Raw genomic sequence first — 24,965 nt, 5'->3', positions numbered from 1 at the left:
GACCGGCGCCCGGGGGATGTCGACCGCGTCAGGGGGACGAGGTACTACGGCCCAGGCGCCCGAGGTGAATGGTGGCGGTCCAGCTCGCGGACTCGGCGTCGTGCCGCAGGTCGGCGCCGATCAGATCCGCGACCGGGCGCAGCCGGGCCGCCCGCGCCTCGTCCGCGGGGAGCTCGTGCCCGGACGGGTGCATCCGCAGGCACAGGTCGAGTCCGCCCGGCCTGGAACGGGCCGACAGCCAGGCCTGCTCACCGGCGTTGATCGGATTGCTCGCCAGCAACAGCACCTGAACGGCGGCGAGCGCCACCGCGATCTCCTCGTAGGTGGGCGGATCCTCCTCGACGTGCAGTTCGGTGTCGAGCCGGTCGACCAACAGGCCGTCGACCCGCTGGGCAAGCCCGGAGATCAGGGCGTGCCGGGCGTCGTTGCCGAGCCGGAAGGCACTCGGCGGCAGCTGCAGGGCAAGGGTGGTCGCGCGAAGCCGTTCCTCGATCGCCACCAGCCGTTCGGCAAGATCATCGGGGAGCCGTCGCCGCACACTCGCCAGCTCCAGAAGAATCGCGGTGAACTCCTGCATCGGCCCGTCGTGCAGGTGGGTGGCCAGCGCTCGCTGGCCCCGTTCCTGCAGGGCGACGAGCAGCCGGAGCAGCTCACGGGATTGGGGACCGCCCTCGTCACCGCGGACGCTCATCCCGGCTCGGCCGGCCCGGCCGCAACCGGCCCGGCCTCAACCGGCCGGTGCCCGGGGCCCTCCGCGCGCAGGATCCGCCGGACCTCACCGACGATCTGGTCGGCGGTGAACGGTTTGCCCACGACGGGCACGTCCGGTGGAACCTGGTCGAGACCGGGCGCGCCGGTGAGCAACAGACAGCGGCGCACGGCCCCCGGATCGGACCGGCGCAGCTCGTCCACCAGGTCGGTGCCGGGGCGCCCCTCGAGGCGAATATCAAGCACGACGGCGTCATATGCGCCCGGGTTCAGGCGAAGTGCCTCCTCGACCGAGGCCGCCTCGCTGACCTGGAGACCCGCGCCGACCAGAATCCGGCTGAGCAGGCCGCGAAGCATCTCGTTGTCGTCCAGAACAAGCACCCGCGCAGCGCCACTGCCGCCACAGCAGCCGGTGCCGCCGGTGCCGCCGGTGCCGGTGCCGGTGCTATCCGCCCCGCCGCTGTCATTACCGCTGCCGGCGGACGTCCCGACCGACGGAGCGTTCATCTCGCCCCCCAGGTTCACCGCCTGTCCCGTCCAGAACGGACGGGATCTGTTCTGGGGCAACCGTACCGGTAACGGACGGTTTGCCCGAGGTGGCCGACGACAGTGGCGGAAACTTCGCCGCGCCCCGCGGACTCCGCCGACCCAAACTCCGCCGACCCCACCAGCCCTGGCAGCCCCGGGGCTGCGCGTCCCCGGCCACGGAGCCCCGGGGCGGGCCGTCGCGGCGCTCAGGGATCGGCCGAGCTGTCGAGCACTTCCCGCACCTTGGTCAGCAGCACCTGCTCGGAGAACGGCTTCGGCAGCAGGATCAGCCCGGGATCGAGGGTACCGCTGTGGGCCAACACCGAGTAGGCGTAGCCGGACATGAACAGCACGCGGATCTCCGGACGGTGCCGGCGGACGAGTTCGGCCACCGTCCGCCCGAGCATCTGGGGCATCACCACGTCGGTGAGCAGCAGGTCGATCTCGACGTGGTGGTTCGCGGCGATCTCGACGGCTCGGTGGCCGTCCGCCGCGATGATCACGTCATAGCCGTTGCGGATGAGCAGGCGGCGGGTGACCTCGCGCATCGCCCGCTCGTCCTCGACGACCAGGATGGTCTCACCGCCGGTGAGGACCACCGATTCGGTGACCGGCTCGGGCGCCAGGGCCTCGGTTTCGACCACCGGCAGCAGGATGCTGACCGTCGTCCCCAGGCCGAGGTCCGAGTAGATCTCCGCGTGGCCGCCGGCCTGGGTGATGATGCCGTAGACGGTGGCCAGCCCCAGGCCCGAGCCCTCGCCCTTGCGCTTGGTGGTGAAGAAGGGCTCGAAGGCCCGGCTGACCGTCTCCGGGGACATCCCCGTCCCGCTGTCGCTGATCCGCAGGTTGACATGGCGGCCGGGCTTGATGCCGGGCCGTTCGGTGGCCATGTCGTCGTGCAGCTCGATGTTGGACGTGTCGATGGTGAGGTTGCCGCCGCCGGGCATCGCGTCACGGGCGTTGACGGCCAGGTTGACCAGCACCTGCTCGAGTTGCCCGGCGTCGGCGAACACGGCCCACGGCTCGGGTGACGGCAGGGTGATCAGCTCGACGTGCTCGCCCAGGGTGCGCCGCAGCATGTCCTCGATGCCGTGCACGACCTCGTTGAGGTTGAGCACCCGCGGCTGGACGACCTCCCGGCGGCCGAACGCGAGCAGCTGGTGGGTGAGCTGGGTGGCCCGCTCGGCGGCCCGCTGCACCTGTTCGATGTCGCGGCGCACCGGCTCCCACGCGCCGCCGTCGTCACCGTCGGCCGCGGACGAGACCACCTCGGAGACGAACGCGGTGTAGTTGATGATCACGCCGAGCAGGTTGTTGAAGTCGTGCGCCACGCCACCCGCGAGCTGGCCGAGGCTCTCCAGGCGCTGCGACTGGTGCAGTTGCGCCTCGATCCGTTCGCGCTCGGCCTGGGCCCGCAGCCGTTCCCGCTCGGCCTGCGCCTCCAGCCGCTCGGTGACGTCCCGGATGGCCGCCGAGACCAGCAGACCGTCCTCGGTCTCCAGGGCGGACAGCGAGATCTCGGCGGGGAACTCGCTGCCGTCGCGGCGGCGCGCCGCGAGCTGCATCTGGGCGCCCATCGGACGCGGCTGCGGGTCGGCGAAGTACCGGGTGCGGTGGCCGGGATGCTTGGCCCGGGCGGCCTCCGGCACGAGGATCTCCACCGACTGACCGTGCAGCTCCTCCCGGTCGTAGCCGAACAGCCGCTCGGCCTGGCTGTTCACCAGGGCGATCCGGCCGTCGCCGAGGACGCCGACGATCGCGTCCGGCGCCGATTCGAGCAGGCCGCGGAACTTCGCCTCCGCTCGCTTGCGGTCGGTGACGTCCCGGACGGCGGCGGTGATGAGCACGCCGTCGCCGGTCTGGATCGCCGCCAGGGAGATCTCCGCGGGGAAATCGCTGCCGTCGCTGCGCCGCCCGGCGAGCTCCATGCCCAGGCCCATCGGCCGCGGCTGTTGATCACACAGGTAGGAGGCGCGGTGCTGCGGATGCAGGGCACGCGCCGACTCGGGAATCAGGATCTCGACCGGCTCACCGAGCAGCCGCGCGCGCGTGTAGCCGAACAGGCGCTCGGCCTGCGCGTTGACCAGCGCGATCCGGCCGTCCGCGTGCACGCCGACGATCGCGTCCGGGGCCGCGTCCAGCAGGCCGCTGGCAAGGGTGCCTCTACCGTCATCCAGGTGAACCACCCCACTGGGTGAGCATCATGCTACAGACGGACAGATCGTAGCGCCGATCCGTCCGTCGATCAGCACGGCGGCGCGATTGGTCGCCACCTTGCGCCGCCATGAACATGCAACGTGTGATTGCCATCGTTGGTTCGTCAACCTTCAGTGGACCATGCGTCCGATGTGTGCCCTCCGTGCGCTCGGCGGGTGACCGGCGTTCCCCCAGGGCCCTGCTGGCTATCCCGAGATCTCGGGATCCGAGACCTCGGGACGGCCGGCATCCGCTCGGGCCGCATCGGGTCGGGCCGCATCGGGCCGGACGGCATCGGGTCGGACGGCATCCGCCCTCTGGTCATCGGCGGGGGCGGCGTCCCACCGCCGCGGGTCGGCCCGGGAGATGTCCGACCGCGGTACGCCGGTCCACGGGCGGTCCGTTCGGGAGATGCCGAGGTCGGCCAGCACCGCCTCGGCCGCCCGGCGACCGGAGAACAGCGCGCCCTGGATGGATGGGGTGTCCCGATGGTCGCCGCAGACGTACACCCCGGTCGGGGTGCGCACCGGACGGCGCAGCACCGCGGGGCTGCTCAGGGCGGGCAGAGCCCGGGGCACCGGGTAGCGGGCGAGCAGCGTCCAGTCGCCGGTGTCGGTGCCGTACAGCGCGCCGAGGTGGGTACGGACCGCGCGTTCCTCGTCCGCGGGGACCAGGCCGCCCGGGGGAACACCGCCCTCGGAGAGGACACCGCCGTCCGGGGAAGCACCGCTGTCCGGGGAGGCGCCGAGCACGGATGCGGCGATCAGCGCCGCGCCGGCGGGTGCGTAGGACGGGGCCACCTCGTTGAGCACCACCGTGTTGATCACCGGGCCGGTCCGCCGCGGACGCGTCAGACGGCGGCGGGAGTCGGTCGCCCCCTCGACGACCAGCATCCCGCGGCGCAGCGGGGAGACGTCGGTGCGGAAGTAGTAGGTGGTCACGCCGTGCCAGGCGGGTTCGGCGATCCCCGGAACCAGCCGGGCCGCCGTCGTCCCGTCCGTGGCGACCACGACCGCCCGGGCGACCAGGGACTCGCCGTCGCGGGAGCGCACCCCGGTGCGGGTCACGATGTCAGCCGGGCGGCCCAGGCGCACCGTGCCCGGCCGCAGCCGCGCGGCGAGCTGACGGGGCAGCGCGGCCATGCCGCCTTCGGGCAGCACCGGCGGGCGCGTGGCGAAACTGCGCCACACCAGGTGGAAGAACCGCGCCGAGGTGGCAAGCCGCTCCTCCAGAAAGATCCCACGAAGCACAGGGGCGAGCACACCGTCCACGGCGGGCACGGACAGGCCTCGGGCCAGCAGGTCCGCGCGGGTCGGCCGCTCGGGTCCGGCGACCAGGTCACCCGGACGGGCCCAGCGGTCCCGGCTGGTCAGCGCCGCCAACCGGACGAGGTCGGCCGCCCGCAGCGCCCGGCCCGGCACCAGACCGGCCAGCGCCCCCATCCCACCGGACGGATCGCCCAGCGACACCGAGCGCACGCCGTCACGCAGCAGCACTGCGCGAGCGAACGGGCGCACGCGAAGCGCCGGTAGGTCGATCTGGCGCACGACCTCCGGGTAGGCCGGCAGGAGCACCTGGAAACCGCGGTCGAGGAGGAACCCGTCCACCTCGTCGGTGCGCACCCGGCCGCCCACGTCGTCGGCCGCTTCCCAGACCGCGACCTCGAGACCCTCGGCGGCGAGCAGCGTCGCGGCGGACAGCCCCGCAAGCCCCGCGCCCACGACCGCCACATCGACCGTCCGCATGCCACCACCCCGCGCTCGCCTGATATCCGCCCGGCGGGGTCGTACCCCGACCCAACGGCGCCGACCGCCCGGGGGCGGTGGCGTTCACCGATCGGCCGGCGCCGACCGTCACCGCAGTTCGTACCGCAGCCGGAGCCCGCCAGGTGACCAGGCGACGCCGACAGGCCGGGGTGGCGGACCCGGCGGGGGAGCTCAGCGGTGGCGTTCGGGGCGCAGGATGACGGTCGCGTCGGGGAAGCGACGGGTGTAACGCACGGCGGCCCGGCGGGACGAGCCGGCCGACCACTCGAGCGTCCATTCGACGCCGACGAGGTCGAGCAGCGAGCGCAGCCGGCTTTCGAACTCGTCCCGGGCCTCCTGCTCGGCGATCCGCGCCGCGCACATGACCGTCTCCACGCCGAAGGCGCAGTAGACACCGGCCGTCCACCGGGCCCACCGGGCCCAGCGCTCCATCGTCGCGATCAGTACCAGGCGAGCGCCGAGCCTGGCGGCCAGATCGGCGGCGACCAGCACGTCCGCCATATCCGACAGGTCGCCGGCCCGCACGCCCACCACCACATGCCGGTCGGTCTGCACCGGTGGCTGTGTCCTCGTGTGCTCCGCCCGTTCCACGTTTCCTCCCGCGTTGCTTTCCCCGGTGCCCGAGCGCCTGTCGGTGTGCACGGGATTGTCTCGCTTCACGGCCTGAGGTGTCGGGTTATCTGCCACATGGCCAGTACCCCCTGCACCTTCAGATCATCGCTCGGGGCACGATTGGGCGGAGATTGAGGCACCCGGCCGGCTAATCCGCATCGCACGCCGACCGCCTGCTCTATCCTCCCACGACGGATCCTCCCGCGACCGTTCACCCCGCGACCGTTCACCGTCACCAACCCCTGTTACCAGCCAATTGTGGCGGTCTGGCTGGGAAAGGGGAAGGGGCCGGCGGATATTGACACTCGGGCGTGCCGCCTCGCCCGGGTGACACCACAGGGGCCATGACGCAACCGATCCACCCGCCCACCTCCAGTGTTTCCGGCACCGCCCGCATCCAGCACCGTCACCCCCGGAAGCCGGACACCTCACCCACATGTGCCGGTATGGCCTCGCCAGAGTGGCCGCCGACCGCCAAGGGCATGGGCGAGCCGGGCCACGGATCTCGCCGATGGTCGCCCGAGATGTCCCAAGACGCCGCCGATGAGCGATCCGATGCCGGCCGCCAATGCACCGTCACCCGCCCGTGACGAAAACCTTCCGCACACGGCAGATCGAGGTTGGGTCGTCCGTGTGCACCGCGTTGGCAAAGACTCGCCGGACGTCTGAGCGACCACACAAATGCGTTGCTCGCTAAGTATTAGCCGCGTATTGCTGCGGACCGTCGACCATCCTGGCGGTCAGTTCTCCAACGGCATCAGTTCGGCGGTGAAGGAATCCAGGAAGGCCGGCCACCCACCCGGCTCGATGGCCGGATGAATGACGAACTTGCTGACGCCGACGGCGACGTACTCGGCGATCGCCGCCCGCGCCGCGGCCCATCCGACCGGCATGAGCCGCGCCGGGTCCGCCTGTGGATCGCGGCCGCGCAGGGCGGCCAGCGTCTCGGCGGACGGCGGGGCGAAAGCGAGCCGCAGGCTGAGTCCGTAGTGGTCGTCGTCGACGTGCCGCCCGGCGGCCGTGGCGGCGGCCCGGATCTCGGCTATCCCGGCGGCGGCCTGCTCCGGACTGACCAGGCTGGCCAGCCAGCCGTCGCCCAAGCGGCCGATCCGGCGCAGCGCCGCCGGTGCCTTACCCCCAAGCCAGATGTCCAGCGGCCGCGCGGGCCGCTCCCCGATGCCGACGTCGTCGAGGTCGAAGAACTCTCCATGGAAACTCACCGTCGGCTCGCTCAGCAACCGGCGCACCAGCGCCAGCGCCTCGTCGAAGACCGCCCCGCGCCGTCCCGCGGGCACCGGATAGGCGGATCGGTCCACCTCTCGCCCGGGTGCGAGGCCGAACACCGGCAGCACGCGGCGCGGCGCCAACTGGGCGAGGGAGGCGAGTTCCTTGGCCACCAGCACCGGGTTGCGACCGGGCAGGATGGCCACCCCGGTACCCACCTTGAGCCGGCTGGTACGGCCGAGCGTGAACCCGAGGCCGGCGAACGGGGCGACGGCGGGCAGGGACAGCTGCTCGGAGAGCCACAACGAGTCGATCTCGAGCTTCTCGAGCCGATCGACGAGTGCGGCGAACTCGCCGGGTGCCACCCCGCCGAACCCACCGAATCCGATCCCGATACGGATCTTCATACGCCCTCCGTCCTGGCTCGGATCCGCGACGGCATCCGAGCATGCCCCTCCATACTGAGGCAGGAACGTGCGAGATGCGTCACTTTCTCGCAGGCAACCCGGGGCGAGGACCCGCCAATCCGCTAACCGCGAACGTGGCGGCCGGTCAGCCAGCGGGCGTGGCGTCCAGGCGGGCCGTCGAGGCAGCCGCCGCCTCGCCTGCGGGCACTGGCGGTGCCTCGGCCGCGGCCAGGTCGGACCGCAGCTCGGCGACGATCTGCCCGAGCAGCGGCTGGTGCAGGGCAAGCCGGTGATCGCCCGGAATCCGCCGGATCGTGGCGGGTCCGGTCAGCACCCCGCGCCAGCCCTCGATCTCGTCGTGGTCGTCGGCGAGCCAGACCGTGGTCCGCCCGGGGTAGATGTGCGGACGGTAGGTCATCGTCAGGATCCGGCCCTGGTTGTGGAAGGCCTCGTAGCGATGGGCGCCCCGGAAACGCACCAGCCCCGCGAGCGGCAGCTCGACGAGCTGGCGCAGCCGGTCGGCGACGACCCGCGGGCCAAGCGCCGGCCCCGCCCCCGCCGCGAGCGTTCCACGTCCGTCCCGGTCCGGCACGGCATGCGGCCGGTCCGGATGGCAACCCTCCAGCTGGCTCGTCGGAATGATCGCGCCGGACCTGGTCAGCCGCGCGGTCCCCGGCAGATAGGTGTCGATCAATGCGAGCAGCGCGATCTCGTGACCCGCCGACCGCAGCAGCCGGGCCACCTCGAGCGCGATCAGGCCCCCAAACGAGTGCCCCACCAGCAGATACGGCCCGGTCGGCTGCACCAGCCGGAGGTCGGCCACATGCCGGCGGGCCGCCGCCGCCACCGACCAGTCGGGTAGCCCCCGGCGCTCCAGCGCATGTGCCTGCAGCCCATAGACCCGTCGTTCTCCGGCGAAATGCTGGGCGAACGGCAGCAGAGCGATCGCCGGCGCCCCCGCCTCCGCGAAGCAGAACAGCGCGGTCCCGGCGCCGGCACCGGTCAGCGGCATGACGGTCGGATGACGCTCGGCGTCCCCCTGCCGCGCCGCGAGGATCCCAGCCAGGCCGGCCGGCGTCCGCGCCGCACGAATCTCCTCCGCTGCCACCACGATGCCGAGCTCGTCCCGCAGTACCGCCGCCAGCGCGACCGCACCGCCCGCCCCGACAGCGACGTCCGCGCCGGCAGCGACGTCCGCACCGGCAGCAACGTCCCCACCGGCAGCAACGTCCGAGTCCTCGTGCGGGTCGATCCCCGGATGGCCGAGCACCCGCGCCCAGAGCAGCCGCGCGGCGACCGCATAAGGATCGTCGCCCCCGTCCGCCCACGCCCTCGGCTCCGACACCGCGCGCCCCGCCTCGCCCGGTCGATCACCCGTTCGTGCGCCCTCGGCCCGACCGCCCTGACCGGCCCCGGCATCGACGGCGACCTCGGTAACGGGATCGATCGCGGCGTCGGTCGCGGCATCGACGGTCAGTGTCTGCACAGGGACGGAAACGGCGAGCCGATCGGCCGCGGACGGACCCAACACCACAATCACCTCTTATGACTACGTGAAGGTCATATTCAACACCACACCATTGCTAGACCCCCACCCCCTCACCACACGGACTAGGCCGGCATACCCCGCCTGAGGACGCGCCGGCCCACCCGGGCCGCCCCGCTTTTCAGGGTTGTCACCAGCGACTCCCTCCGCGCCGAGATGATCCAGAACGGTGGGCGGCGCGTCCCGTGGCCATGACCATGGGGGCGCGGACATACTGGCGCGAACCGGCCATTGACTCGACGGCATCCAGCGCCGACCGTGGAGTGATGGGTGACGTGGGCAAGCCCGAACGGATAGTCGAGGACGAGCCGCTCAGTTTTCCCGACGCCGAACCGCTGACCATCCCGGCCGTTCCGGCCACTCCCGCCGAGCCAGCCACGCAGCCCGAACTGGAGCCGGTGCCCGGGTGAGCATTCTCGGCTGGCGGCAGTGGGCGGTGGACGGTGACGGTCACCTGCGCCCCGCCTGGACGCCGTGGACGCCGTTTCCCCCTGGCATGCTGCTGTGGCGTGCCGATGGCATCACCGAGGCACACTGCCTGCGCACCGCGCACCGCCCCGACGAGCGCCCCGATCCGCAGGCTCCTCCGATCGGTCATGACCGGATTCCGGACGAGCACTGTCTGTGTGGCCTGTATGCCTGGCGCACACCCAGCATCCTCGCCGCCGCCCGCATCCCCCGCTGGACGGCGCTGCCCTGCGTCGTCGGCGTCGTCCGGCTCGGCGGGAGGGTGATCGTCGGCGAACGGGGCTACCGCGCCGAACGCGGCTATCCCGTCGCGCTTCTCGACCAGCATGGGGTCGTGTCCGGCGGCTATGCCGTGGCGCGGTATCGGACCTTCGCCGCCCTGGTCGCGGAATGGTCCGACCAGTCGTCCAGACCCCGTCCCGGCGGCGCCGACGCATTCCCGGAGCCACCCCGGCACTGACGGCCAGGGCTGGCGCTCGCACGGTCACCGCTGGCGATCGCGCGGTCAGGGGTCGCCGGCCTCCGAGGCGAGGCGAACTGCCGTCCGAGGTGTCACGCCAGGTAGGTGGGTCGAAGCACCCAGAGGCGGGTGGGTCGGTCCGCCGTTGGGATACTCGTCTGAAATGTTCCGCGCGTCGGCTGCTGATCGCCGGGTCGACATCACGGGACACGCAAGGGGGGCCGTCGTGAGCAGCTCCGACATCCAGCTGTCTGGCTCCGGGACGGCCAGCGCCCGGTCGGGCCCGGATGACGCGCATCAGGCCGGCACTCGCCGGATGCCCGACGACCAGTCGCGCCCGCCGATGATCGGAGCGGGTCCGGCGGGGGCAGCGGCGGAGACAGTGGCGCGGATCTCGTCCCGGATGCCGGCCAGGATGCCGGCGGGGCTCGTGGTCACGGTGGCCTATCTGAGTCTGGCAATGTGGATCTTCCGTGCCGGCTGGCGGCATCCGGGACAGGTCACCTACGGCGGGAACGACGCCTATCTGTACGTCTGGTACCTACGGTGGACGCCACACGCGATCGCCCACGGCCTGGATCCGTTCGTCACCCACACGATCAACGCTCCGGATGGGGCGAACGTGCTGTGGAGCACGCCGGTGCCGCTGTTGGGGCTGATCGCCGCTCCCGTCACCGCGCTCGGCGGGCCGGTGTTCACGCTGACGGTGCTGCTGACGCTGGCGCCGGTGGTCAGCGGTCTCGCCCTGTATCTGCTGCTGCGCCGGTTCGTCCGGGTGGCGCCGGCGGCGGCCGGTGGGCTGTTGTACGGATTCGGGCCCTACCTGGTCGGTAGCTCGTACGGGCATCTGCATCTGGCGTTCGTCCCGTTCCCACCCATCCTCGCGCTGCTGCTGCACGACCTGTTGGTACGCGGCCCGCGGACGCGAGGCCGCGCGCCGGACCTGCCCTACCCCGCGACGGGCGACCCGGCGAGGCACGGCTGGCAGGCGAGACACGGCTGGCAGGCGCGAGGATGGCCAGGACGGCGTACGGGGATGCTGCTCGGGCTGGCGGTCGCCGGGCAGGCGATGATCGGCGAGGAGGTGCTCGCGTCGTCCCTGCTGGCGGGGACGGTCGGAGCGGCCGCGCTGGCCGCCTGGCATCCGAGGATGGTGCGGGCGCGGATCGGACCGGCGCTGCGCGGCCTCGCGGTGGCGGCCGGGACCGCGACGGTCCTGCTCGCCTGGCCGTTGACGGTGCAGTTCTTCGGCGACGGGCGGGTCCACGGATCGATCCAGCCGGCCGGCATCGCCGTGAGTGACGTGTGGACGTTCGTCACCCCGACGCCGTTGCAGGAGCTCGCCCCGGCCGCGGCGTTACGGCACAGCCTGCGATTCACCGGCAACGCCGTCGAGGTCGGCGGCTACCTGGGGGTTCCCCTGATGCTGCTGGCGATCGGCGCGGCGTTCGGAGCCCGCCACCATCCGCTGGTGCGGGTCCTCGTCCCGGTCGGCGTCGTCATGGCGGTGCTGTCCCTGGGTGACCATCTGCACGTGGACGGACGGGTCACCGGGGTCCCGATGCCGTGGCTGCTCGGCGAACGAGTGCCTGTGTTACGCAACGCACTTCCATCCCGTTTCGCCCTGTACGTGATGCTGTGCGCCGCGGCGATCACCGCCGTCGGCCTGGACCGGCTGCTCACCCGCCAGTCCACGGCACCGCGACGTGAGCGGGGGAGCCTGGCGCTGGCGCGGTCGGGGGCACTGGTGCTGCTGATGGGTGCGCTGGCGACGCTCCTGCCGGCGCCGCTGCTGACCACGTCGGCTCGAACCCCGGCCTTCTTCACCAGCGACGAGGTGCGCCGGATCCCGGCCGGCGCGACGACGCTGGTGGTCCCCTACCCGCATCCGCAGCGCGCCGAGGCGATGCTGTGGCAGGCGAAGGCCGGGTTCCGGTTCGTCATGGCCGGCTGTTACTGCACGGTCCCGGACCCATCCGGGCGGGCAACGTTCCACGGGGCGCCGGACGCGTTGACCTCGGCTCTGATCGACGTCGACGACGGTGCCGTCTCGGGGGCGGCCATGGCCGGCTCGTCTCAGGTGCGGGCCGCCTACGCGCGGTTGTCCCCGGACGCGGTCGTCCTCGGTCCAGCCCACCGGACCGCGCAGCTGCGGACGCTGCTGGTGGAGCTGCTCGGCCGGCCACCGCGCCACGTCGGCGGTGTCGATCTGTGGCTGACCGACCACGCGGCCGACAGGTGACCAGCGGGTGGACCGGTCGTTCGTCGCCCGGGGCACCAATGGGACGATCTTCGCCGGTCAGGTCGTGACGTTCCCGCTCACCTGAAAAGCTGGCCTGCGACAATGAACGAAGCCGAGGGGGTGTCGTGGCTGCCGGTCCAGTGGGCGACCGCGTGGTGGCGGGTCGATATCGCCTCCTCGCGCGCCTTGGCGCGGGCGCGATGGGCACGGTCTGGCGCGCCTTCGACTGCGTGCTGGAGACCGAGGCCGCGCTGAAGGAGATCGAGCTCGCCGGCGGGGTTGCCGGGTCGGAGCGGGCCGACCGGGTCGAACGGGCGATGCGCGAGGCCCGGCACGCCGCCAAGCTGCGGGGGCACCCGCACGTCGTCACGATCCTGGACGTCGTCCTGGAGAACGGCCTGCCGTGGATCGTGATGGAACTGGTGCCGTCCCGGTCCCTGTTCGAAGTCGTGCGTGACGACGGCCCGCTGTCCCCCGCGCGGGCGGCCCGGGTGGGGCTGGCCGTGCTCGACGCGCTGATCGCCGCGCGTGACCACGGCATCGTCCATCGGGATGTGAAACCGTCCAACGTGCTCATCGGCACGGACGGGCGGACCGTGCTCACCGACTTCGGCATCGCCACCGGCGACGGCGACCCCACTCTGACCGTGACCGGCGTGCTGGGCACGCCGCTGTACATGGCCCCGGAGCGGCTCAACAACTATCCGGCGACGTTCGACGGCGACCTGTTCAGCCTGGGCGGCACGCTGTACTTCGCGCTCGAGGGACGCCCGCCGTTCGAGCGGGACAGTTTCGGCGCGATGCTCGCCGCGATCGTGCTGCACCCGCCGGCGCCGGCGCCGCATGCCGGTCCCCTTGCCCCGGTGCTCGACGGCCTGCTGGAGAAGGACCCGCAGCGGCGGATCGACCCGGAGCACGCCCGCGAGCTGCTCCGCCGGGTCACCCGGCCCCCCGTCAGCCTGACCCGGATCGCCCAGCCGGCCCGGACCGAACAGCTGACCTGGAACGACCAGCAAGCCCCGTACGACCAGCCGGACCAGGACGACCAGCAGGGCCAGTACGACCAGCCGGCCGGGTACGACGAGGGTGATCCGACCCGGCTCGCCGCGCGCACCCGCGTGCGGCCCCCGCCCTCCGACCTGCCCGACCAGCGCGACCCGACCCGGGCCCCCGAGCCCGAGCGCGGGCCGTCCGGTGCCGGCGGCGGGATCGGGGCGCCCCCCGTGCCCGTGGCGCCGTCTGGTGCGGAGACACCGCGGGCGCCGACCGACCTGACCGCGGCGGTGCAGGAGGGCGCGGTCGTGCTGCGCTGGGCGCCGTCGACGACGCCGGGAGTGTCCTACCGGGTGTGCCGGGTGCTCGCCGACCCGACCGCGCCGGGAGGACGCCGGGAACGAGGGCTGGGCATCACCACCGCAACCGAACTGTCCGATGCCGGGGTGCCCCGGGGGGTGACGTACTGGCACGAGGTGGTGGCGGTGCTGACCGGGGCGTCCGGGCGGCGGCGCTCGGCGGCGGCGCGCACGGCGGCTCGGACGCTGGCGCCGGCGGTGACCGCTCTACGGGCGACGATGACCGGGGATGCGGTGGAACTGTCCTGGCGGCCGATGCCCCATCATGACGAGGTGATCATCGAGCGGACGTTCGCCGAGTCGTCGGCGCTGTCCGGCGCCAAACGGCGCTTTCGCGGGGCCGGCGGCCACTTCGTCGACACCGATGTCGCCCCGAGCGCCGTCTACCGCTACCGGTTGTGGGTCGCCGGTCCCGATGGGTCGGACGCGCTGGCCCCGACGGACGCGAGCCAGGTCGTCATTCGCGTCGTGGCCCGGCCGCGTCCCGTGCTGGACCTGGAGGCCCGCGCCACCCTGGGCGGCACGGTCCTGCGCTGGACGACCGTGCCGGGCACCGTCGTGCGCGTCTACGCGACGGAGAACCCGACCCAGTCCGGGCTCGCCGGAACCGGACCGTTCGGCCCGGCGGACCGCGAGGTGAGCCTCAGCTCGCTGCAGGGACGAGCCCGGCTGGTCGGCGAGAGCCGGCGCGGCCGGCTGGTCGACCGGCAGACCGGTGTTCCGGTGGTCTACACCCCGATCACCGTTGCCGAGGACCGCGCCGTCATCGGCACCGCCGTCGACCACACCGGCGCTTGACGCAGCACCGCGACCAGCCCGACAGCACTGTGTTCGCCGCAGAACAGACCGACGTAGTTCGCCCCAGAACAGACCGACGTACGACCCAGAGCAGACCGACCCAGGAGCACCGTGACCAACCCGCCCCTCCACGGGTACGTCGACATCGACGCCGACACCGCCAGGCACGCCAGCCGGCACTACTGGGACGACACCGCATCCGACTACCAGGCCGAGCACGGCACGTTCCTCGGTGACAGCGACTTCTGCTGGAGCCCGGAAGGGCTGCGCGAGTCCGAGCTGCGACTCCTCGGCGACGTCGAGGGCCGCATCGTGCTCGAGGTCGGCTGCGGTGGCGCGCAGTGCGCCCGCTGGCTGCGCACCCAGGGGGCGCGGGTGGTGGGGCTGGACCTGTCCAGCGGGCAGCTCGCCGAGGCCCGGGCCCTCGGAACGCGCACCGGCATCGAGGTACCCCTCGTCCAGGCCGACGCCGTGGCGCTGCCGATCGCCGACGAGAGCGTCGACCTCGCCTGCTCGGCGTTCGGCGCCGTGCCGTTCGTGGCCGACTCCGCCGCGCTGATGCGCGAAGTCGCCCGGGTGCTACGCCCGGGCGGACGGTGGGTGTTCTCCACCACGCACCCGTTCGTCTGGTGCCTGCCCGACGAGCCGGACGAGGAAATCGGTCTACGGATCTACCACAGCTACTTCGACCGGCGTGCCTACACCGAGCACGACGAGGCCGGCCGCGCCATCTACACCGAGACGCACCGCACCGTCGGCGACCGCGTCCGGGAGATCGTCGGGGCCGGGCTTGTCCTGCATGACCTGCTCGAACCCGAATGGCCGGCGGACCTGGCGCAGACCTGGGGACAGTGGGGACCGCGGCGCGGCGCCTACGTACCGTCAACATCGATCTTTGTCACCAGCCGGCCCGTGTCCTCAACGTGACACCAGTCCGCCCCACTACGTACACAACGCCCACGGGCGTCACGAGGCGCCCTGAACGTCCCCGTTAGGGTAGGCCCCGCATTCGCCGTTGGGGGCAGACCGTGGACCACGCTCACTGCGCACCCGGAGATGCCACGTTCACGCGGGGCAATCCGGCTACCCGGACGTGCCCGCGTCCGGGTAGCCGCGCGTGCGCGAGCATCGCGCTCGCGCTGACGGTGGGACTCACCGCCGCCGGGTGTGCTTCAGGCAGTGCCGGAGGCTCGTTCACCGCGGCGCCGCACGCGGCCCGGACGGCACCGCGGGTAACGGCCGACCCGCTGCCGCCGCTGAGCAAGTTCGTCACCCAGCCGGACGGCAGCCAGGTGACGACGGTCAGCTCCGACTACCTGTTCGACTCGAACAGCAGCACGCTGCTACCGGAGGCGATGACCGCGCTCGATCAGATCCTGCCAGCGGTCCGCGAGCATCCCGGCCGGATCTCGGTGATCGGTTACAGCGACGGGGTCGGTACCACCGAGGACAACCAGAAGCTGTCCCTCGACCGCGCCAAGGCGGTCGAGGCGTGGCTGGCCACGCAGAACATCCCCAGCTCCGTGCTGGACGTCGAGGGCCGGGGCGAGCAGGGCGCGCGGGACGGCGTCCCCGACGCGAGCCGACGCCGAGTGGAGATCGTGCTTCGATGACGCACCGCCTTTCCCGCCGCTGGGGCTTTTCCCGCCCCCGGGGCCCCGCTGACCTGCGGGGCGTCTCGCACCCGCGGGGCACCTCTCATCCCCGGGGCTCCTCTCGCCCGCGGGGCACCTCTCATCCCCGGGGCACCGCTCGGATGGGTCGCCGGGCTCGGCTCGCGTCCCTGGTCGCGATGTCGATGCTCGCCGTGCCGGCGCTGTCCGCCTGCGATCCGGGTGGACTGCTCGGCACCGCCAAGGCCTCTGGGCCGCTCGACTGCGGGCAGTACCAGGAGTCCACCCCCAAGGACGGCGCGCCGCTTCTGCTCGTGCTGCTGGACGTGACCGACAATTCGGTGGCGACCGCGCAGAGGGTGGCGACCCGGGTCCAGCCCTACCTGGACACGGCGCTGAAGAACGGCTCCTACATCCGGCTCGTCGCCAGCGGCGGCGCCTCGATGATCTACTCCGACTGCTTCCACGGCGACAAGGTGTTCCGGATCAAGCGGAACAACAGCCGCCGGGAGGAGAAGGACCGCGCCGCCGCGTCGAAGGCCCTCGGCACCGAGATCAATCATGTCGTCCAGTCCGAGCAGGTCAGCCCGACCGGCAGCGCCACCGGCCTGCTTGCCGGCATCAACGACGAGGTCTCCACGGTGCGCGCCACTCCCGGGGCCAAGGTCACGGACGTGACGACGCTGGTCTGGACCGACCTGCTGGGCACCGGTGAGCCGACCGACTGCCTGGACGTCGATGGCAAGACAGCGTCCGTCACCATCGCCGAGGCCGTGGTGAAACGCTGCTTCGAGACCGGACAGATCACCTCGGTCGGCGCGGACAAGGTCCGCTTCCTCGGTGTCAACGAGGGCACCGCGGAGCGTCCCCAGCAGGAGCTCGCCCGTTACCTCAAGGGTGAGTTGTGCCGGCGGATCAGCAGTGACTGTGACTAGCCCGCTGCCCCCCGCGTCCGCGTCATCCGCGCCGCTGGCGTCATCCGCGCCGCTGGCGTCGTCCGCGCAAGCCGAATCGTCAACGCAAGCCGAATCGTCAGCGCCAACCGAATCGTCAACGCCAACCGGGTCGTCAACGCCAGCCAGGTCGTCAGGGCCCGACTCGACGTCCACGTCCGGTGGGTCGTTGACGTCCGGCAGGCCGGCGCTGCCGCCGCGCTCCGGCGCACTGCCGGTCCCGCCGAGATCCGGCAGGCGGCTCAGACGGGCCAGAACGGCGCGGCCGATCGCACGACCGACCGCCGCGACCACGATGTCCGTTCCGGCCGTCAGGTTCGTTTCACCCGCAACACCCCCACCGCCGGCTTCCGTGACGGCTCCCGTGGGACCCAAGCCGAGGAGGCTACCGATGGGCATCCTGCACGAACCGGAGGACCGGCACTTCAGCCCAGCGCTCATGCGCTCGACGGTGGTCATCTTCACCTGCCTGGGCCTGCTGGCGGTGCTGGAGGCGTGGGTATGGCTCACGCTGTCATCGCCGTTCGCCCGGGTGTCGGTGACGGGATCGATGATCGTGACGGCGGTGAGTTTCTTCATCGCCGGGAACACGTTCCGGCTGCGCGACATCCGCCGTCGGGTCGGCAACCAGGCCCGCGCCGGTCGGATCGCCCCGATCGACGCGCTGTCCCAGCTTCCGCCGCGGGAGACGATCCAGCGCCGGTTCCTGCTCGGGGTGGTGGGCGCGGTCGTCGGCGTCGGCACCCTGATGCTGACCATGGCCTTCTCCGGCGACGAGCAGCAGGGCGCCAAGGAGGCCATGGTCGCCTCGGTGCTGGGCATCGTCTGCGCGATGCTCTGCTTCGTCGGCGGCACCTTCGCCCGCCCCATCGACTGATGTCCACTCCCACCAAGCGACGGCCCGTCGCCACTGACCGACGCCCGCCGACCTCGCAAACAGGAGCCTGAAACCGTGCTGCGCAGGGGTAACGCGCCAGGACGTCTGGCCAAGCAGCTCATCCGCCAGGTGGGGGACGCCGACGTCGCGCTCGCGGGCGCCGAGACCCGGCCCAAGGTCCTCAAAACCCTCGAGGACGCGGAGGTCCAAGGGGTCCGGGCCGCCGTGCGCGCCGACGGCCGGACCCTCGAGGAACTGATCGCCGAACTGCGGATGGAGATCGACTCACGGGCCGAACGCCGCGAGCGGCGCAGCGAGCTGATCAAGAACAAGGTCGAGCAGGGCCGGCTGTGGCGCAGCGTCGGGGTGCAGGAACGCATCCCGCAGATGGCGCTGGCCGAGCCAGCCCGCAAGGTCGTCCTCGCGGTGCTCGCCGCTCTCGACTTCTACGTGTTCGCCCAGTCCTACGCGGTGCTCGCCGACGTCGGCGGCTACGGGCCCGAATGGTGGCTCGGTGGCCTGCTCGGCGTCGCCGTGTTCATCGCCGGAGTGGCCCTGGCGCACGGCATCAAGGCCTCGATCCTCGCCCGCGCGCAGAAGGAGATGCTCGCCGACGCCGACGCCGGCCGGCTCAAGATGGACCCGGATGTCCGCGAGCAGCTCGTCGAGTCCCGCTCGTCCGCGCTCGCGCTGAGCCTGACGACCACCATCTTCCTGCTGCTGTCGATCGCCGGGGTCCTCGTGCGCAGCCAGGGCACGGCCGGGACGACCACCGGCGGTGCGGTGATTCTCTTCCAGGCGCTGATCCCGCTGGTCGCCGTCGCGGTCGAGCTCTATCTGCACGACCCGACCGAGCGGGACGAGCCGATGCCGAACCTGGTCGACCGCCGGCTCGAGCGCCGGCTGGCCAAGGCCGAGCGGCGGCTGCGCATCGTCGCCGCCCAGATCGAGGCCAAGGTCGCCAAGATCGAGAAGCTCTACCGGGTCGAGGAGGCGATCCTCGACGTCGAGCAGAAGGACATGGGCCTGCGCCACACCACCGACCTCGTGCTCGGCGGCGGCCACATCCCCACCGTGCCGACCAACGGCCGCGTCGCCGAGGTCGACCGCACCGAGCTCGAGAAGACCATCAAGATGGCCCGCCGCTCCTGACCGTCCGCCCCCGTCCGACCGTCCGCCGGCCTCGTGCCCAGGCCAGACTCGGCCAGGCGCGAGTTATATCCGTTCCGTCCCCATCGAGGGACCACCGACAGTCCGCTCCGCACCGTCCATCAGTTCGCCATCCCCCTGTTCAGGATGCCCACCCGGTCCGACAGGCACCGAAAGTGACGTCGAGGCGGTGGGTGGGGACGGCGCGGGGGTAGCCGGATCCGCGGGGCTGGCGACGGCGGCGCGGCGAGCGCTGATCCAGGCGTTCACCACCGCCCAGTGCATCGTCAGCCACGCCGTTCGGGCCGTCGCGGACTCCGGGATCTCCGCCGCGGGCACCCACCACCACCGCAGCGCCAGCGGCGCACGGAACGGGATCGCCCGCCAGACGTCGGCCGGGGCAGCCAGCTCGTCCAGGCCGACGTGAGCGACGATCATCGTCGCGGCGATCGTGCCGGCCGTGAGAGCCGCGAGCACACCGGCAGGCCGGGGCGGCAGCACCGCGTCGAAGTCCTCGGCGACCGCCGCGCGTTCCCACTGTCCACGGGCACGCAGCCGAGCGATCAGGCGCCGGCGGCGGCCCGGGGTGAAGTTCGCCCCCTCCGGGAAGATCACCAGGGCCTCCGCGGTGCCGAGGCGTCCGGCAAGTGCGCCGATGCGCTCGGCGGCGTCGTCCTGCGACCCGTCGTTGCGCAGGAAGCAGGCGCCGAGCCGGCTGAGCAGGATGTCGATCGCCGGGTCGAGCCGCAGGGTATGCACCAGCACCACCCTCGGCACCAACCGGTAGCGGCTCAGCAGCAGGTGGACCAGGACGAACGAGTCCCCGGGCCCGGCATGCCGGCTGAGGACCAGTACCGGCGGCGACCCGTCCGGCACCGGTCCCCGTGGTGGTTCCAGGATGTCAAGCTCAAGGCGGACCAGCCGGTGAGCCGCACCGACGAGAACGGCGAGCGCGCCGCGCAGCACGGTCAGGTGCGCACGCTCGTACCGATGTCGGCCGAGCACCGGCCGGACCAGCCAGAGCGCGAAGGCGATGACGATGACACACGTCTGGGCAGCCAGGTACAGCGCCACCATCAGCGCGGCCCGGGTGAGCCGCAGGCGACGGTCCAGCACCGGCGCCACCAGCAGCCCGAGCCCGGCGGCCCCGACCGCCAGCACCGACCCCACCGCCGCGACCGGCACGAACACCGGGTCGATCACGAACCGGCGCACCGCCCACGGTGGAACCACCATGGCACCCTCCTCTCCCCTGCCCTTGCGTCACACGTCACGCGTCACACGTCACGCGTCACGCGTCAGCCACCACAGCATCGAGAGCCGGTGCCATGTCGTCAGCCGACGTCGACCGCGTGTGCTCGGCCGTCGGCGGCGTCCAGGTAGGCGGCGGTGGCGAGCTGTGCCCGCTGGATGCGCCGGACCAGCCCACTCGTCGAGCGGTACCGCAGCGGAACCAGGGGGGCACCGCGCTCGTCGCCGACCGGCAGCACATGCACGGCGACGCCGGTGGGCAGGTGGGCCATCGCCTCGGTGAATCCGCGCCGCCGGGCGATCTCGAATGCGACCAGCCCCGCCTCCCACGGCCAGCGCGGCGGTCGCAGCGGCCGCTCGATCCGCCCCACATGCAGGACGTACACGGTGCGCGCGCCCAGCTCCACGGCCCGTCCCACCGGATTCGAATCGACGATCCCGCCATCGATGAAATGCTCGTCGCCGATGTGCACCGGCGGCAGCAGAGCCGGGACCGCGCACGATGCCAGCACCGCCTCGGTCAACGGCCCCCGGTCGAACCAGTGCGCCGCGGCCCGCTCGATGCTCGCCGCCACGCACTGGAAGCGCACCGGAAGATCCTCGATCGGCGTGTCGGGCAGGTGGCTGTGCAGCAGCGCCCGCAGCGGGGCATTGGAATGCAGGTGCCCGTGCCGCATCACGGTCGCGACCCGTTTCGCCGGCCCGCCCGCGAACACGTCCGAGACGCTCAGACTCGACCACAGGTCGGTCAACTGGCCGATCGTGGTCGCGGACGGCTCGGCCGCCACCGCCGCCCCGTTGATCGCCCCGACGGATGTCCCGACGACCAGATCGGGCAGGATGCCGGCGTCCAGCAGCGCAGCCAGCATCCCGACCTCACTCGCGCCGAGCACCCCACCCCCGCCCAGCACGAAGGCCACCGCCGGGCCGCCGACGGCCAAGCCCCGGCGCCGACCCACGGCGCCGTCCGGACTTCTTCCCCGGCCCCGGCCCCCCGTATCGAGGCCACCTGCGACCGGGCCCGGTCCGGATCCCGGTCCCGGTCCCGGTCCCGATCCCGATCCAGATCCAGATCCCGGGAGCTCCTCCTCGTCCGCCATCCATACCTCCTGCCACTGCCGCCCCGTCGCCCTGCCACTGCCGCCCTGCCACTGCACTGCCACTGCACTGCCACGGCCACGGCCACGGCCACGGCACTGCCACGGCCGACGCGACTGCCAGCCCCGCCACCATCACCATCACCATCACGACCACCGGCCGCCCCTCGCCCGTCGGCCGACCTGGATGCCCGCCGCCACCCGCGATCGATCGACTTCTTCCCACTTTCACCGTGTTGACGCGTACCACTGGATCAGCACGGGCCGACCAGCCCAGCGTTGCGTGTGGCGGCCAGAATGGCACTCATGATTACCGACGACGACGTGGACGAGATCGTGTATCGCGCCGCTGGTGACGGCGACCACCGCGGCGCCGCGGCCAGACTCGAGGCCCTCGCCGAACGGACCGGCGAGCACGACGACCCGACCAACCGGGCGTCCCTGCTCGTGGACGCGGGCAGCCAGTACGGCATCGCCCAGGACTGGCCCGAGGCCATCCGCTGCTACCGTGCCGCCGTTGCCGACGGCAGCCCCTGCTCACCTGACGCGCGGGCCTGGCTGCACGACGCCCTGCTGCGCGCCGGCCAGACCGACGAGGCGAGCACGCTGCGTGCCACGCTGAAGGCCACCCGCTCGGACGATCCCGCCCTCTACGAGGCTGTCGCCGAGTCCCTCGAACAGGCCGACCTGCGCACGGACGCCCACACCTGGTTCACCATGGGCTACCACCGGTGCGAGGCGGCTCCCGTCCCCGAGTTCATGCTCGACCTGCTGCTCGTCGGCCGTCGCCGGGTCCGGCATTCCCTCGGCCATCCCGCCGACGACCTCGACGCCGTCGCCGAGGCGTACCTCAACTCCGTCGCCGTCGACTGATCGCGACAGCACCCGGCAGAACGGTCGCCAAGCTGGCAACCACCCGGACATCGGCGGGATGGCATCCATCCAGACCTCGCCAGCCGGCAAACATGACCAGCCCGCACTCCGTGATCGCTACACCTCGGCGTCGGCCGCCGCGCAAGATCCGCCTACGTAGGTCGCCGTGGGGGGACAAAACAGGACACGAATCCCCCACAACGACCTGTTTGGATCTTCACCTCAGCGAGAAGGTCGCGGAGAGTGACTTTTGGCTGCGGGAGTCCTCCGGTGTGCCTGATGGGTGCAAGGGCAGGCGGGCCCGCCGACCCCAACGGGTGGACGCGCGGCGCGGACGGGAAGAGGGGACCGGTGGTCGGTGTTGCCCTCAGGCGTGAGTTCGACACAACATGTTCCCCTGTCCGTTCTGGACGTGGTGCCCGTCGGTGGCGGCGTGCCGGCCAGCGAGGCGATGCGGGGGTCGCTGAGCCTTGCTCGCCGAGCGGAGCAGCTCGGCTACTCCAGATACTGGCTGGCCGAACATCATGGAATGCCGGGTATCGCGAGTTCGGCGACGGCGGTTCTGATCGGTCAGATCGCCGCGGCGACCAGCACGATAAGGGTGGGCTCGGGCGGGGTGATGCTGCCCAACCACGCGCCGCTCGCTGTCGCCGAGCAGTTCGGCACGCTCGGCACGCTCTTCCCGGGTCGCATCGATCTGGGTATCGGCCGGGCTCCGGGGACCGACCCGGCGACCGCCCGGGCGCTGCGGCGCACGGCGGGGACGCTCGCTGTGGACGACTTCCCGCAGCAACTCTCGGAACTCACGACCTTTCTCGCCGGCGGCGAATTCCCGGCAGATCATCCGATGCACGGGGTGCAGGCCGTTCCGCAGGCTCCGGTGCCGCCCATCTGGTTGCTGGGATCCAGCGGCTACAGCGCCCAGGTCGCCGGGATGCTCAGCCTCCCGTTCGCCTTCGCCCACCATTTCAGCCCGGCGAACACCATCCCGGCGCTGGAGCTGTACCGCCGGTCGTTCCGGCCGGCGCCGGGGCGCGAGCGCCCGTACGCGATCGTCGCCGCCGCGGTGATCTGCGCGGACGACGACGAACGGGCCGAGTGGCTGCACGGGCCCTCACGCCTGGCGATGCTGCGCCTGCGCGGCGGGCGGCCCGGGACATTCCCGTCACCCGAGGAGGCCGCGGCCTACCCGTGGACGCCACAGGAGCGAGCGGCGGCGGACAACATCACCGGCTCGCACATCGTCGGCTCCCCGCTGACGGTCCGCGCCGGCCTTGACGCTCTCCTCGACGCCACCCACGCGGACGAGATCATGGTAACGACGAACACGCAGAATCCGGCCGACCGGATCCGCTGCCTCGAACTGGTCGCCGAGATCAGCGGCCTGACCCCGACCGCGGACGGCCCCCCGCCGACCCCCATCCCGGCAACAGCACCTCGCTAGACGAGATCATCTCACTGGACGGCGGCGCCTCATCAGACGACGCGCCCTGTCGGACGACGGCCGCTCACTCACGACGGCCTCTCCCTGGACGGCGGCCCCTCCCCGGACTGCGGCCCCTCCCCGGACGGCGGCCGCTCGCCAGCGGCGACGCCTTCCCGGACGGCGTCACCACGGTGGTGGCGCCGTCCGGGAAGGCGGACTACTCGGTGGCGAGTACGGTCCGAGGCCGACGTCACCCTCAGTGGTGGCGGGTGGTGTCGCGGCCGGGGCGGGCCGAGCTGGCGGTCAGCCGGCTCACTGCCGCCCGGACTCGACGGCCCTCGCGTCCCCGGTCTGCTGGCCGGACCGGACCTGCTGGTCAGGCACGACAAACCGGCCGAGCGCGGCATCCGAACCGACGCCGGTCGGCCGCCGGGAACCGTCGGAGCTGGCGGAGCTGCCAAAAGGGCTCAGCCGAGCGACGTTCCAGCGGCGCCCGCGTCGGTTCGTGGGCTGGAGCATCACCATCGAACCGCGGCGCAGCACCCGTTCGGTGATCTGAGCGACCAGCCCGCGTGGCAGCAGCCGGGACGCGTTGGACGTCAGGTAGTTGAGCCGCCCGTCAATCACGTAGGCCTGGCCCCGTTCCAGGGCACGGAAGGCGGAGGCGACCACCTCATCCGTGGTGCGCAGACGCCCGCCGGCGGACATCCGCGAGCCAAGTACCGCGAAGAAGCCCGTGTCCGTCGGGCCGGGGCACACAGCCAGGACCCGCACGCCGTGCCGGCGGTACTCCGCCCACAACGCGATCGTGAAGTGCAGGACGAACGCCTTGGACCCGCCATACACAGCCATGTACGGGACGGCCTGGAACCCCGAGGTCGACGACGTGTTGATGATGGTTCCGCCGCCCCGCGCGACCATGGTGGGCAGGAACAGGTGGGTGATGCGTTCCACCGCGACCACATTCAGCATGACCTGCCGGTGGTCCCGGTCCGCGGAGGTCTCGTGATACGGCCCCCGGCTCCCGAACCCGGCGTTGTTGACCAGGATGTCGATATCCAGGCCGATGTCGGCGACGGCTTTCGCCAGCGTGTCCGGACCGCTTTCCTCGGCCAGGTCGACGGCGACGGTGTGCACGTCGACGCCGTAGTCCCCGCGCAGCCGGTCCGCGACCTCTCGCAGCCGGGGCTCGCCTGGCGCCACGAGGACGAGACGCGCCCCGCGCGCCGCGTACGCCTCGGCGAAGGCAGCCCCGATTCCCGACGACGCCCCGGTGACCAGGGCGGTACTCATCTGCAGCTCCGCTTTCGCGGCCATGGTCCTCCCTGCTTGGCCACACGCGTGACCATGCTTCGACGCACCAGCGCTTCGCCAGGTCAACGCGCGACGCATCGATACCACGGCCGTCGGCCTGTCGGC

Annotated in this window: 21 protein-coding genes; 11 read left to right on the top strand and 10 right to left on the bottom strand. The window is 72.1% G+C overall.

Annotated elements, in window-relative coordinates:
- Nucleotides 1-28: 28 nt before the first annotated feature.
- From MXD95_RS22825 to MXD95_RS22795, 7 genes are all read right to left on the bottom strand, one after another.
- Entirely contained in the window at nucleotides 29-691 is a 663-nt protein-coding gene (locus MXD95_RS22825; protein ID WP_250642747.1) for a sensor histidine kinase, read from the bottom strand.
- Nucleotides 688-1,215, bottom strand: coding sequence for a response regulator (locus MXD95_RS22820; RefSeq protein ID WP_250642746.1), 528 nt, complete (start codon nucleotides 1,213-1,215; stop codon nucleotides 688-690). Before MXD95_RS22820 ends, MXD95_RS22825 begins: the two co-directional genes overlap by 4 nt.
- 227 nt (nucleotides 1,216-1,442) lie before the next feature.
- On the bottom strand, nucleotides 1,443-3,422 hold the full coding sequence (locus tag MXD95_RS22815; RefSeq protein ID WP_250642745.1) for a hybrid sensor histidine kinase/response regulator: 1,980 nt from the start codon (nucleotides 3,420-3,422) through the stop codon (nucleotides 1,443-1,445).
- Between the two features lie 216 nt (nucleotides 3,423-3,638).
- Nucleotides 3,639-5,177: an NAD(P)/FAD-dependent oxidoreductase gene (locus MXD95_RS22810; protein WP_250642744.1), complete on the bottom strand. Its 1,539-nt coding sequence runs from the start codon at nucleotides 5,175-5,177 to the stop codon at nucleotides 3,639-3,641.
- A 192-nt stretch (nucleotides 5,178-5,369) separates the two neighbouring features.
- Complete coding sequence (locus tag MXD95_RS22805) at nucleotides 5,370-5,753, bottom strand: hypothetical protein (RefSeq protein ID WP_308301558.1); 384 nt, start codon at nucleotides 5,751-5,753, stop codon at nucleotides 5,370-5,372.
- Between the two features lie 797 nt (nucleotides 5,754-6,550).
- A complete protein-coding gene (locus MXD95_RS22800) occupies nucleotides 6,551-7,441 on the bottom strand; it encodes a TIGR03854 family LLM class F420-dependent oxidoreductase (RefSeq protein WP_250642743.1) in 891 nt (296 codons plus the stop codon).
- A gap of 145 nt (nucleotides 7,442-7,586) precedes the next feature.
- Nucleotides 7,587-8,972, bottom strand: coding sequence for a thioesterase domain-containing protein (locus tag MXD95_RS22795; RefSeq protein ID WP_250642742.1), 1,386 nt, complete (start codon nucleotides 8,970-8,972; stop codon nucleotides 7,587-7,589).
- Nucleotides 8,973-9,184: 212 nt separating this feature from the next.
- Here MXD95_RS22795 and MXD95_RS22790 point away from each other — a divergent pair, with 212 nt between their 5' ends.
- From MXD95_RS22790 to MXD95_RS22750, 9 genes are all read left to right on the top strand, one after another.
- Nucleotides 9,185-9,397: a hypothetical protein gene (locus MXD95_RS22790; RefSeq protein ID WP_250642741.1), complete on the top strand. Its 213-nt coding sequence runs from the start codon at nucleotides 9,185-9,187 to the stop codon at nucleotides 9,395-9,397.
- Complete coding sequence (locus tag MXD95_RS22785) at nucleotides 9,394-9,915, top strand: hypothetical protein (RefSeq protein WP_250642740.1); 522 nt, start codon at nucleotides 9,394-9,396, stop codon at nucleotides 9,913-9,915. Before MXD95_RS22790 ends, MXD95_RS22785 begins: the two co-directional genes overlap by 4 nt.
- Nucleotides 9,916-10,141: 226 nt before the next feature.
- Nucleotides 10,142-12,157 (top strand): glycosyltransferase family protein, encoded by a 2,016-nt coding sequence (locus MXD95_RS22780; protein WP_250642739.1) that lies wholly within the window; start codon nucleotides 10,142-10,144, stop codon nucleotides 12,155-12,157.
- 125 nt (nucleotides 12,158-12,282) lie between these two features.
- On the top strand, nucleotides 12,283-14,307 hold the full coding sequence (locus tag MXD95_RS22775) for a serine/threonine-protein kinase (RefSeq protein WP_250642738.1): 2,025 nt from the start codon (nucleotides 12,283-12,285) through the stop codon (nucleotides 14,305-14,307).
- Nucleotides 14,308-14,418: 111 nt separating this feature from the next.
- Nucleotides 14,419-15,234 (top strand): class I SAM-dependent methyltransferase, encoded by an 816-nt coding sequence (locus MXD95_RS22770; protein WP_250642737.1) that lies wholly within the window; start codon nucleotides 14,419-14,421, stop codon nucleotides 15,232-15,234.
- A gap of 218 nt (nucleotides 15,235-15,452) precedes the next feature.
- Nucleotides 15,453-15,920 carry an OmpA family protein gene (locus MXD95_RS22765; protein ID WP_250642736.1) on the top strand — a complete coding sequence of 156 codons (468 nt, stop codon included), beginning with the start codon at nucleotides 15,453-15,455 and terminating at the stop codon, nucleotides 15,918-15,920.
- Nucleotides 15,921-16,063: 143 nt separating this feature from the next.
- Nucleotides 16,064-16,855 (top strand): hypothetical protein, encoded by a 792-nt coding sequence (locus MXD95_RS22760; protein ID WP_250642735.1) that lies wholly within the window; start codon nucleotides 16,064-16,066, stop codon nucleotides 16,853-16,855.
- A gap of 409 nt (nucleotides 16,856-17,264) precedes the next feature.
- Nucleotides 17,265-17,750 (top strand): hypothetical protein, encoded by a 486-nt coding sequence (locus tag MXD95_RS22755; protein WP_250642734.1) that lies wholly within the window; start codon nucleotides 17,265-17,267, stop codon nucleotides 17,748-17,750.
- A gap of 75 nt (nucleotides 17,751-17,825) precedes the next feature.
- On the top strand, nucleotides 17,826-18,902 hold the full coding sequence (locus tag MXD95_RS22750; protein ID WP_250642733.1) for a hypothetical protein: 1,077 nt from the start codon (nucleotides 17,826-17,828) through the stop codon (nucleotides 18,900-18,902).
- 63 nt (nucleotides 18,903-18,965) lie between these two features.
- On the opposite strand, the gene MXD95_RS22745 is transcribed toward MXD95_RS22750, so the two are convergent.
- A complete protein-coding gene (locus MXD95_RS22745) occupies nucleotides 18,966-20,135 on the bottom strand; it encodes a 1-acyl-sn-glycerol-3-phosphate acyltransferase (protein ID WP_250642732.1) in 1,170 nt (389 codons plus the stop codon).
- A gap of 98 nt (nucleotides 20,136-20,233) precedes the next feature.
- A complete protein-coding gene (locus tag MXD95_RS22740; protein ID WP_250642753.1) occupies nucleotides 20,234-21,070 on the bottom strand; it encodes a patatin-like phospholipase family protein in 837 nt (278 codons plus the stop codon).
- A gap of 483 nt (nucleotides 21,071-21,553) precedes the next feature.
- Between MXD95_RS22740 and MXD95_RS22735 the strand changes: the two genes are divergently transcribed.
- Both MXD95_RS22735 and MXD95_RS22730 read left to right on the top strand, forming a co-directional pair.
- Nucleotides 21,554-22,120: a tetratricopeptide repeat protein gene (locus tag MXD95_RS22735; RefSeq protein WP_250642731.1), complete on the top strand. Its 567-nt coding sequence runs from the start codon at nucleotides 21,554-21,556 to the stop codon at nucleotides 22,118-22,120.
- 373 nt (nucleotides 22,121-22,493) lie between these two features.
- Nucleotides 22,494-23,564 carry an LLM class flavin-dependent oxidoreductase gene (locus MXD95_RS22730; protein ID WP_250642730.1) on the top strand — a complete coding sequence of 357 codons (1,071 nt, stop codon included), beginning with the start codon at nucleotides 22,494-22,496 and terminating at the stop codon, nucleotides 23,562-23,564.
- 294 nt (nucleotides 23,565-23,858) lie between these two features.
- Here MXD95_RS22730 and MXD95_RS22725 read toward each other — a convergent pair whose 3' ends face one another.
- A complete protein-coding gene (locus MXD95_RS22725) occupies nucleotides 23,859-24,863 on the bottom strand; it encodes an SDR family NAD(P)-dependent oxidoreductase (protein WP_308301557.1) in 1,005 nt (334 codons plus the stop codon).
- Between the last annotated feature and the right edge of the window lie 102 nt (nucleotides 24,864-24,965).

Source organism: Frankia sp. AiPa1 (genome assembly GCF_023243075.1).
Lineage (GTDB): Bacteria > Actinomycetota > Actinomycetes > Frankiales > Frankiaceae > Frankia.
This window is presented reverse-complemented; position numbering and strand designations above follow the sequence as displayed.

Bases quoted from the DNA above. Each gene is read 5' to 3' on its own strand.
- MXD95_RS22825 (WP_250642747.1), bottom strand. From the start codon at position 691: ATGAGCGTCCGCGGTGACGAGGGCGGTCCCCAATCCCGTGAGCTGCTC.
- MXD95_RS22820 (WP_250642746.1), bottom strand. From the start codon at position 1,215: ATGAACGCTCCGTCGGTCGGGACGTCCGCCGGCAGCGGTAATGACAGC.
- MXD95_RS22810 (WP_250642744.1), bottom strand. From the start codon at position 5,177: ATGCGGACGGTCGATGTGGCGGTCGTGGGCGCGGGGCTTGCGGGGCTG.
- MXD95_RS22800 (WP_250642743.1), bottom strand. From the start codon at position 7,441: ATGAAGATCCGTATCGGGATCGGATTCGGTGGGTTCGGCGGGGTGGCA.
- MXD95_RS22790 (WP_250642741.1), top strand. From the start codon at position 9,185: ATGGGGGCGCGGACATACTGGCGCGAACCGGCCATTGACTCGACGGCA.
- MXD95_RS22760 (WP_250642735.1), top strand. From the start codon at position 16,064: ATGGGTCGCCGGGCTCGGCTCGCGTCCCTGGTCGCGATGTCGATGCTC.
- MXD95_RS22755 (WP_250642734.1), top strand. From the start codon at position 17,265: ATGGGCATCCTGCACGAACCGGAGGACCGGCACTTCAGCCCAGCGCTC.
- MXD95_RS22745 (WP_250642732.1), bottom strand. From the start codon at position 20,135: ATGGTGGTTCCACCGTGGGCGGTGCGCCGGTTCGTGATCGACCCGGTG.
- MXD95_RS22735 (WP_250642731.1), top strand. From the start codon at position 21,554: ATGATTACCGACGACGACGTGGACGAGATCGTGTATCGCGCCGCTGGT.
- MXD95_RS22725 (WP_308301557.1), bottom strand. From the start codon at position 24,863: ATGGCCGCGAAAGCGGAGCTGCAGATGAGTACCGCCCTGGTCACCGGG.